The sequence below is a fragment of the Actinomadura sp. 7K507 genome (assembly GCF_004348425.1).
Lineage (GTDB): Bacteria > Actinomycetota > Actinomycetes > Streptosporangiales > Streptosporangiaceae > Spirillospora.
The window spans coordinates 22,593-30,615 of the sequence record NZ_SMKK01000102.1 but is presented as its reverse complement, the minus strand read 5'-3'; the positions used below and the strand labels follow the sequence as shown (position 1 = coordinate 30,615).

Here is an 8,023-nt window from a genome sequence, read left to right as displayed (position 1 = left end):
GTTCCAGAAGGCGGGGTCTTCTATGCGCCAGGGGGGCGTCAGGCCGTAGACGGCCAGGTAGGTGGCTGCGCCGGCGGCCAGGAGGATGGTGGCGGCGGCGCCGAGGATCAGGTTGCGGCGGCGTTTGCGGGGGTCGAAGGCCTTTTCCTTGGCTCGGTCGGCGGCGTCCTTGGCGCGGTGCAGGGCTCGCTGGGCCCAGGCGAACTCGGTGGCGAGGATGGCCAGGCCCACGACGATGCCGACCAGGCCGGGGCCCGGAGTGACCAGCATGATGAGGCCGCCGAGGAGGACGAGGGAGCCGACGGTGAAGACGCCCGCGCGCCAGATCGTGTTCGTGAGGGGGTTGCGCCGGACCCGCTCGCGGAACCGGTGGTGACGGCCCGGCTCCTTCGGCCGGGCTTCCTTTTCCTGCTCGACGGTCATTCTTTACCCCAAGCCAGTAGATCGGCCGCCCGGGACGTTACATTACCGCGCCCATCGTTCCGCTTGAGGAGGGCGGGGTGGTTGAAAGATCCGCTTTTGCGCAGGTCAGGCGTTGGTTTTGCTACGGTGAGATGGATCACAAACGCCGGGGACGCCGGAATGTTCGGCCGAGATCAGGCAGTTAGGCGTCATAGATCGCGGGGACATCCGGGTAGAGGGACACCACCACCGGCCGCCTCCGCGAGGCAGCGGGACCGACGTTAGAGGGAATGGCCATGAACAGCAGTACCACCGTCTCAGCAGAGCTGGGCCTTCGTCTCGTCGTCCCCGACCGCACGACCGTGCCCCTGCTCGCCGGGCTGGAGTACGCCGCGGGAGACCCGTACGCGATCCGGATGGCGTTCTATGTGGGTGATGACGAGCCGGTGGAGTGGATCTTCGCTCGGGAGCTCCTGACGGTCGGCATCGTGCGCAAGGTCGGGGAAGGGGACGTGGAGGTCTGGCCGGGCGCCGATGACGGCACGCTCCACATCGCGCTCTCGTCCCCGTTCGGCGACGCGCTCTTCGAGGTGCCGCTGGCGCCGCTGGCCGACTTCCTGCACCGCACCTACCAGGCCGTGCCCGCGGGCGAGGAGACCGAGTTCATCGACATCGACGGCGAGCTCGAGAATCTCCTCTGGCCGTCGTAGGTCACTCGGAGAGGCGGGCGATGTGGCGCATCTTGTTCATCGCGTCCAGGGCGGCGACTTTGTAGGACTCGGCCAAGGTGGGGTAGTTGAAGACCGCGTTGACGAGGTAGTCGACGGTGCCGCCGCAGCCCATGACGGTCTGGCCGATGTGGACGAGCTCGGTGGCTCCGGTGCCGAAGACGTGGACGCCTAGCAGGCGCCGGTCTTCGGGTGAGACGAGGAGTTTCAGCATCCCGTAGGAGTCCCCGATGATCTGCCCGCGGGCGAGTTCGCGGTAGCGGGAGACTCCCACTTCGAAGGGGACCTTGGCCTCGGTGAGGGCGTCCTCGGTGCGGCCGACGAAGCTGATCTCCGGGATCGTGTAGATGCCGATGGGCTGGGTCTCGTGAATCTCCGAGACGGGTTCGCCGCAGGCGTGGTGGGCGGCTAGGCGTCCCTGCTCCATGGACGTCGCGGCGAGGGACGGGAAGCCGATCACGTCGCCGACGGCATAGATGTGCGGGGCCTCGGTGAGGTAGTCGGCGTCCACCTTGATCCGGCCGCGGTCGTCGGCGGCCAGGCCGGCGGCGTCGAGGCAGAGGTCGCCGGTCATGCCGTGCCGGCCCGCGGAGTACATGACGGTGTCGGCGGGGATGCGCTTGCCGCTCTCCAGGACGGTGATCGCGCCCCGGGACATCCGCTCGACGGACGCGACGGTCTCGCGGAAGCGGAACGTGACGGCCAGGTCGCGCAGGTGGTATTTGAGCGCCTCGACGATCTCCAGGTCGCAGAAGTCCAGCATCCGCTCGCGGCGTTCGACGACGGTGACCTTGGTGCCGAGGGCGGCGAACATCGAGGCGTATTCGATGCCGATCACGCCGGCGCCGACGACGACCATGGTCTCCGGGATGCGGTCCATGTTGATGATGCCGTCGGAGTCGATGATCGTCCGGTCGTCGAAGTCGACGGTGTCGGGGCGCGCGGGCCGGGTGCCGGTCGCGATGACGATGCGGTCGGCGGTGACCTTCTGCTCGCGGTCGCCGACGCTGGTGATCCCGATGGTGTTGGGCTCCAGGAACCGGCCCCTGCCCGGCAGGACGGTGACGCGGTTGCGGGCGAGCTGGCTGCGGACGGTGTCGATCTCGCGGCCGATGACGTGCTGGGTCCGCATGCCGAGGTCGGCGACCGTGATGTCCTCCTTCACCCGGTAGCTCTGGCCGTACAGCTCGCGCTGGTTGAGGCCGGTGAGGTAGAGGACGGCCTCGCGGAGGGTCTTGGACGGGATCGTCCCGGTGTTGATGCAGACGCCGCCGATCATGTCGCGGCGGTCCACGATGGCGACCTTGCGGCCCAGCTTGGCGGCGGCGATGGCCGCGCGCTGCCCGCCGGGCCCCGAGCCGAGGACGAGAAGATCGTAGTCAGTCACGTCCCTCAGTGTGACGGCAGGCTCCCCGTCCCCATAAGTGACTTCGGCGGATAAATCACTATTCAGCTGCGATGTCCGGCGATCAGGCCCTCGGCGAGCGCGTCCAGCCCGGCCTTGACGCGGTCGAGCGCCATGCCCCGTTCGCGGCGCTGGTGGAGGAACAGGTTCGCGGCGAGGGGCGCGAGGAGGGCGTCGGCGAGGTAGGCGGTGTCGGCGTCGGGGCGGATCCTGCCGATGAGCATCGCCAGGTGCCGGTGGTAGAGGCCGTACGAGCCGTCCCGGAAGCGGGCCTCGGGCGGGTCGGACTCGGCCATGAGCAGCAGGTCCGCCTGGGCCTCGGTGCGGTCGGCCAGGGCGTGCAGGAAGGCGCGAAGCCGGTCGCGGGGGTCGGCGCCCGGACCGAGGGGCGGCGGGCCCTGGATGAACGCGGCCTGGAACTCGCGCTCGCGGTCGTCGATCACGGCGAAGACCAGCCTGGCCCGGTCGCCGAACCGCCGGTACACGGTGCCGACGCCGACTCCGGCGGCCCGCGCGACCTCGTCCATGGAGACGGCCTCGGGCCCGCGGGCGGAGATCATCTCGGCGGCGGCGCGGAGGATGCGGCGGCGGTTGTGCGCGGCGTCGGCGCGCTCGGCGGGCGGACGGCCCGCGACCGGCAGTTCCCGCATCCCGTCCCCTCTCGGCACGGTTCACCACAGTATCGGACTTGTATCCGGAGAATGCTCCGGTTAACCTCGGATCTAAGTGGAGAGTTTTCCGGATTATGGATGGAGGCTGACATGACGGTGGACCTGGCAGGACGCGCGGAAGCGGCGGGACGGGCCGCGCCGGCGAGGCGCGCGGCGCTGGTCACGGGCGGCGGGCGGGGCATCGGCGCCGCCATCGCGCTGCGGCTGGCAAGGGACGGCGCCGACGTCGCGGTGACCTACGTGCGGGCCCCCGGCCGGGCCGCCGAGGTCGTCCGCGAGATCGAGGCGGCGGGTGGACGCGGGCTGGCGATCGCCGCCGACGCCGCCGATCCCGTGGCCGTCGCCGCGGCCGTGGACCGGGCGGCGGCCGAGTTCGGACGCCTCGACATCCTGGTCAACAACGCCGGGATCGCGCCGTACGGGCCGCTGGAGGACGTCGGGGCAGAGGAAGTGGACCGGACGCTGGCGATCCACGTCCGGGCGGCGTTCGTCGCGGCGCAGGCGGCGGCGCGCCATCTCGGGCCGGGCGGGCGCGTCATCACCATCGGCAGCAGCCTCGCCGAGCGCGTCCCCTACCCGGGCTGGACGCTGTACTCGATGAGCAAGTCGGCGGTCACCGGGCTCACCCGGGGCCTGGCCCGCGATCTCGGACCGCGCGGGATCACCGCGAACGTGGTGCATCCGGGCTCGACGGACACCGAGATGAACCCCGCCGACTCCCCCGACGCGGAGTTCGAACGCGGGTTCACGGCGCTCGGCCGGTACGGGCGCGCCGAGGAGGTCGCCGCGATGGTCGCGCATCTGGCGGGTCCGGAGGGCGGCTACGTCACCGGTGCGTCCATCGCGGTGGACGGCGGGTACACGGCCTGATGCCCTGGGTGTTCTTGCTGATCGCATCGTTGCTGGAACTGGTGTGGGCGACCGCGCTGAAGCAGTCGGAGGGCTTCACCAAGCTCTGGCCCAGCGTCATCGGGCTGTCGGTGGCGCTGCTCAGCGTCGCCGTCCTGACCCTGTCCCTGCGCGACCTGCCGGTCGGCACGGCCTACGCGGTCTTCGTCGGGCTGGGGGCGTTCGGTGTCGCACTGGCCGGGGTGGTCGCGTTGAACGAGAGCATGTCCCCGTCCCGGCTCCTCTGCCTGGCGCTCATCCTCGTCGGCGTGGTCGGCCTCCAGGTCATGGAGAGCTGAGGCGAGGTGGAACGCGGTATGCCCCGCGAGGTTGGTGCAGAGTGGAGTCATGACCAAGGAGATGCTGGGGATCGACATCGGCGGGTCGGGCATCAAAGGGGCCCCGGTGGACCTCTCGGACGGATCGTTCACCCGGGAGCGGTTCCGGGTCGACACGCCGCGGCCGCCGAAGCCCAAGCCCGTCGCGAAGGTCGTCGCCGAGATCGTCGAGCATTTCGACTGGAGGGGCCCGGTCGGCGTCACCTACCCGGGGGTGGTGATCAACGGCGTGGCCATGTCGGCGGCGAACGTCTCCAAGCACTGGATCGGGACGGACGCGGCGTCCCTGATGGCGGACGCGACCGGCCGGGAGATCACGCTGCTCAACGACGCCGACGCCGCCGGGCTGGCGGAGATGCGGCTCGGCATGGGACGCGGCCGCGACGGCACCGTCGTCCTGCTGACGCTGGGGACGGGCATCGGCAGCGCCCTGTTCACCGACGGGGTCCTCGTGCCGAACACCGAGTTCGGGCACATCGAGATCAACGGGAAGGACGCCGAGGTGCGCGCGTCGGCGAAGGCGCGCGACGAGGAGGGGCTGAGCTGGGAGAAGTGGGCCAGGCGGCTCAGCGAGTACATGACGCGGCTGGAGGCACTGATCTGCCCGTCCCTGTTCGTGCTGGGCGGCGGGGTCAGCAAGCGGTCCGAGCACTTCATCCCGCTGATCGAGGGCGTGCGGGCGGAGATCGTCGCGGCGCGGCTGGTGAACAACGCGGGCATCGTGGGCGCGGCGATGGCGGCCGCCGCCGCGCACCCGGCGGAGACCGCCGGGCCTGCCCCGCACGAGGTCCGGAAGGCCGGGAAGTCGGGCGGGGCACGGCGGCGGAGCGGGGCCGCGCGCTAGGCCGGTCTGAGCCGGACGGTCGCGATCTCCCAGGGGCGTAGTGCCAGCGTGGCCGTCCCGTCGTGGACGTCGAGGGGCGTGGTGGGCCGTCCGCGGAGGTCGACGCGGGCGGCCTCGGTGAACGGGCCGCGCAGGACGGCCGTGGTCGGCTCGGGGTGCTGGGCGACCATCCGGGTCTCGATCCAGCCGTCGCGGGCGCGCAGCGACGTCATGGCCACGCCGTCGCCCGTGATCGCGACGCCCGCCCGCGGGGACGGGGCGGACATGGTGGCGTGTCCGTATCCGGCGGCCGTGAGCAACTCGTGCCGGTAGGTCTCGGCGGCCTGGACGACATCGGTTCCGGGCCGCTCGCCGTCATAGGGCATGACCGCCAGGCCGACGGTCCGCTCGCCGCGGCACTGGGCCTGCGGGGTCGCCAGCTGCGGCCCGGCGGGCTGGTCGCGGTAGGCGTTGCGGTCCCGGGACAGGTAGCCGATCGAGCGCAGCAGGGTGAGCGCCATCTCCCGCCCGCCGCCGATGATCTCGTATTCGGTGGCGTGCTCCAGCAGGACGGCGAGCCCGCCGGCCGCGACGAACCCGGACGCGGGGAACGTCGGGACGGGACGCTCCCCGAACCCGCCCTCGGCCGTCAGCCCCCGCTCGGTGACCGCGAACTGCCCCTCGGCGAACGACGACCCGGCCTGGCGCGGCAGCGACAGGTGCAGCCGGGTCCGGTGGTCCTCGCAGCGGTTGTCGAACGTGACGCGCAGCCGCAGGAACGGCTCCCCCGCGCGGAGTTCGGCGCGGGTGGTGACGGTCACGTCCTCCTCGGCGGCCGAGCGGGCGTCGCGCCGCACGTCTCCGGCGGCGGGCCACCGGTAGGTCCGGACGATGTCGTACGCGGCGACGAGCGGCCCAGGCCAGACGGGGTGGACGCCCACCGACAGGGGGTCGCCGATGAGCCGGTCATCGGCGGGCGGGGCGTGGTTGTAGGAGTCGCCGAGGTCGCCGCCGTCGACGATCCGCCCGATGCCCTCGACGATGTGGCCGGACGGGGTGCGCAGCCCGAGGGTCCCGTCGTCGTGCACCTGTGCGCGCAGGAGGCCGTTGTCGAGGACGTTCCCCCCGGCCTCGACAGGGCGGGCGTCCGGCGTGCTGCCCGGTGAGGGCACGGGCTGGACGGTGGTCAGGCCCAGAGCGGGGACGTCCACGAGCGCGGCGACGGTGCGGCGCGGGTCGGCGATGATCCGGACGCGCCACTCCCCGTCGGCGCCTCGCAGGGCTTCCCGCACGTCGCCGATGTCGAACGGGACGCCGGCGCGGGACGTCACGTGGAAGGTGAGCGTGCGGTCCTCCCTGGACACCGACCAGTCGCGGATCTCCTGCCCGAACAGCACCCGCCCGTACACCCGCTCCAGCAGGATCGGCAGCCGGGAGGCCGGGTGGACGGCGTCGTCGAGCACGGTCGGCGCGATCTCCAGGGTCTGGACGGGGACCTGCCGCCCGTCCCCCGTCACCAGGCCGGGTTCGCCGTCGGACGGGATGTCCACCGTGATCAGGCCGGTCCGCGGTGCTGGGCTCGGGTTGAACACGAGATGCGAGCCGAGTGGCACCGAGGCGGCGAGCTCGGCCGTGACGAGGTCGCAGACGGCGCGTCCGAGCTGCTCGGCCTCCGCCATGTGCGCCGCGACCTGCTCGGCGGTCTCGTCGCTGCCGCAGCCGGTGACCGAGTCGTGGCAGCTCACCTCGATCAGCCGCCGCCACGCGAGATCGAGGAACCGCTGCGCGTCGCCCGCGTACCAGAGGGCCGTCAGCGGCTCGGCGTACCGTTCGACGAACCGCTCGGCGCGTCCCATCATCTGCTTGAGCCGGACACGGGCGGAGATCACGCCGGGCAGGATGTTGGCGCGGGCGTGCGACCGCAGCTCGCCGCGGACGTGCGGCAGGCCGTCCACGGACGGGTCCTCGCCCGCGAAGTAGCCGGCGAGAGTGTCCAGGCGCATGCCGGGCCCGGCGTCCGCGACGCGGTCGGCGAGGTCCGCGGCGGGCGCGGTGTGGTCGGCGCCGTACATGGCCAGCAGCGGGCCGCCGCGCGGATACCAGCGGCCCATCGACTCCGCGAACCCGGCGGCGCGGCCGGGCAGCAGCGAAGCGCCGCCGGGGAACTCCTCGAACATCGACGCGGCGTTGCCGTACCCGCCTTCGGGGAGGTACTGGGTGCGGATCGACGTCCCGTCCGGCGCCTCCCAGGCGAACGCGCTGGCGCGGACCTCGCCGGGGACGCCGCGCCACACGCACGCGTGCTCGATCCCGGCCAGCTTGAGGATCTGGGGCGTCTGCGCGCAATGCCCGAACTGGTCGGGCAGGTAGCCGACCATCATCGGCGCACCGCCCAGTTCCTCCGCGCGCCGCATCCCGAGCTCCAGGTTCCGGACGATGTTCTCGCCGGAGCACAGGAACTCGTCGTGGAGGATCTGCCAGGGCCCGACGGCGAGCCGCCCCTCCCGGACGAGCGCGGCGACCCGTTCGCGCTGGTCGGGACGGATCTCCAGGTAGTCGTCGACGGCGGCCATCTGACCGTCCAGCGTGAAGTGCCAGCGCGGGTCGGCCTCCATGCCGTCGATGACGCCGTCGAGCAGCGACACGAGGCGGAGCCGGAAACGCTGGAACGGCAGGTACCACTCGCGATCCCAGTGGGTGTGGGGGACGACGACGATCTCCGGGGCCCCGGTCCTCCCGGCGTTCACCCGCCCAGTGTTCGGCCGCCC

8 protein-coding genes are annotated in these 8,023 nt (G+C 72.0%); 4 read left to right on the top strand and 4 right to left on the bottom strand.

Annotation, left to right across the window (positions count from 1 at the left end; genetic code table 11):
- A partial coding sequence (locus E1285_RS23130; RefSeq protein WP_132155418.1) for a TIGR02611 family protein occupies positions 1 to 423 on the bottom strand: 423 nt, incomplete at its 3' end.
- Positions 424 to 698: 275 nt separating this feature from the next.
- On the opposite strand from E1285_RS23130, the gene E1285_RS23125 reads away from it, so the two are divergent.
- Entirely contained in the window at positions 699 to 1,112 is a 414-nt protein-coding gene (locus E1285_RS23125; RefSeq protein ID WP_132155416.1) for an SsgA family sporulation/cell division regulator, read from the top strand.
- Position 1,113: 1 nt separating this feature from the next.
- Here the strand turns inward: E1285_RS23125 and sthA are convergent, their stop codons facing one another.
- Positions 1,114 to 2,517 (bottom strand): Si-specific NAD(P)(+) transhydrogenase, encoded by a 1,404-nt coding sequence (sthA, locus tag E1285_RS23120; protein WP_132155414.1) that lies wholly within the window; start codon positions 2,515 to 2,517, stop codon positions 1,114 to 1,116.
- A 62-nt stretch (positions 2,518 to 2,579) separates the two neighbouring features.
- The gene (locus E1285_RS23115; RefSeq protein ID WP_243722991.1) at positions 2,580 to 3,203 is read right to left on the bottom strand and encodes a TetR/AcrR family transcriptional regulator; all 624 of its coding nucleotides are present in this window, start codon (positions 3,201 to 3,203) and stop codon (positions 2,580 to 2,582) included.
- A 93-nt stretch (positions 3,204 to 3,296) separates the two neighbouring features.
- On the opposite strand from E1285_RS23115, the gene E1285_RS23110 reads away from it, so the two are divergent.
- Genes E1285_RS23110 through ppgK form a run of 3 tightly spaced genes read left to right on the top strand, consistent with a single transcriptional unit; the run spans position 3,297 to position 5,276 of the window.
- A complete protein-coding gene (locus tag E1285_RS23110) occupies positions 3,297 to 4,076 on the top strand; it encodes an SDR family oxidoreductase (RefSeq protein WP_132155412.1) in 780 nt (259 codons plus the stop codon).
- The gene (locus E1285_RS23105; RefSeq protein WP_132155410.1) at positions 4,076 to 4,393 is read left to right on the top strand and encodes a multidrug efflux SMR transporter; all 318 of its coding nucleotides are present in this window, start codon (positions 4,076 to 4,078) and stop codon (positions 4,391 to 4,393) included. The genes E1285_RS23110 and E1285_RS23105 overlap by 1 nt, the downstream gene beginning before the upstream one ends.
- A gap of 49 nt (positions 4,394 to 4,442) precedes the next feature.
- Positions 4,443 to 5,276, top strand: a complete 834-nt coding sequence (gene ppgK, locus E1285_RS23100; RefSeq protein ID WP_132155408.1) for a polyphosphate--glucose phosphotransferase — start codon at positions 4,443 to 4,445, stop codon at positions 5,274 to 5,276.
- Here the strand turns inward: ppgK and E1285_RS23095 are convergent.
- The gene (locus tag E1285_RS23095; protein ID WP_132155406.1) at positions 5,273 to 8,002 is read right to left on the bottom strand and encodes an alpha-mannosidase; all 2,730 of its coding nucleotides are present in this window, start codon (positions 8,000 to 8,002) and stop codon (positions 5,273 to 5,275) included. The genes ppgK and E1285_RS23095 overlap by 4 nt on opposite strands.
- Positions 8,003 to 8,023: the final 21 nt, after the last annotated feature.

Bases quoted from the DNA above. Each gene is read 5' to 3' on its own strand.
- ppgK (WP_132155408.1), top strand. From the start codon at position 4,443: ATGACCAAGGAGATGCTGGGGATCGACATCGGCGGGTCGGGCATCAAA.
- E1285_RS23110 (WP_132155412.1), top strand. From the start codon at position 3,297: ATGACGGTGGACCTGGCAGGACGCGCGGAAGCGGCGGGACGGGCCGCG.
- E1285_RS23105 (WP_132155410.1), top strand. From the start codon at position 4,076: ATGCCCTGGGTGTTCTTGCTGATCGCATCGTTGCTGGAACTGGTGTGG.
- E1285_RS23125 (WP_132155416.1), top strand. From the start codon at position 699: ATGAACAGCAGTACCACCGTCTCAGCAGAGCTGGGCCTTCGTCTCGTC.